Origin of the sequence: Streptomyces shenzhenensis, assembly GCF_003688995.1 — a bacterium.
Classification (GTDB): domain Bacteria; phylum Actinomycetota; class Actinomycetes; order Streptomycetales; family Streptomycetaceae; genus Streptomyces; species Streptomyces shenzhenensis_A.
In genome coordinates this window covers 1-878 of record NZ_PENI01000092.1, presented here as the reverse complement: position 1 = coordinate 878, position 878 = coordinate 1, and the positions used below count along the sequence as shown (strand labels likewise).

The 878-nt window shown below is 66.3% G+C and carries 1 protein-coding gene; it reads right to left on the bottom strand.

The window, feature by feature from the left end; translation table 11 throughout:
* The coding region (ispG, locus tag CTZ28_RS46340) for a flavodoxin-dependent (E)-4-hydroxy-3-methylbut-2-enyl-diphosphate synthase (RefSeq protein WP_121895958.1) at positions 1-878 on the bottom strand (878 nt) is incomplete at both ends.

The following is an 878-nucleotide window of genomic DNA, read 5'->3' as shown; positions in this document are numbered from 1 at the left end:
CGGCACTTCCATGCCCTCCAGGCCGGCCGTGACCTCGTCCGCCAGCTTGTACACATCGACCTGGGCGCGCCCGCACGACGGGCACGAGACGATCTCCAGACGGCGCTGGCGCAGGTTCAGCGACTCCAGGATCTGGATACCGACCTTGACCTCCTCGGCCGGCGGAGCCGACAGCGACACCCGGATCGTGTCACCGATCCCCCGCGACAGCAGCGCACCGAACGCCACCGCCGACTTGACCGTCCCCTGGAACGCCGGACCCGCCTCCGTCACCCCCAGATGCAACGGATAGTCACACTGCTCCGCCAACTGCCGGTACGCCTCGATCATCACAACCGGATCGTTGTGCTTCACCGAGATCTTGATGTCCCGGAAATCATGCTCCTCGAACAACGACGCCTCCCACAGCGCCGACTCCACCAACGCCTCCGGCGTCGCCTTCCCGTACTTCTCCAGCAACCGCCGGTCCAACGACCCCGCGTTCACCCCGATACGGATCGGCGTACCACGATCCGCCGCCGCCCGCGCGATCTCCCTGACCTGATCGTCGAACTTCTTGATATTCCCCGGATTCACCCGCACCGCCGCACACCCGGCCTCGATCGCCGCGAACACATACTTCGGCTGGAAGTGAATATCCGCGATCACCGGAATCTGCGACTTCCGCGCGATCGTCGCCAACGCATCCGCATCATCCTGCGTCGGACACGCCACCCGCACGATCTGACAACCCGACGCCGTCAACTCCGCGATCTGCTGCAACGTCGCACCCACATCCGACGTACGCGTCGTCGTCATCGACTGCACCGACACCGGCGCGTCCCCACCCACGGCCACCGAGCCGACCTGGATCTGCCGGCTCCGCCGCCGCTCGGCGA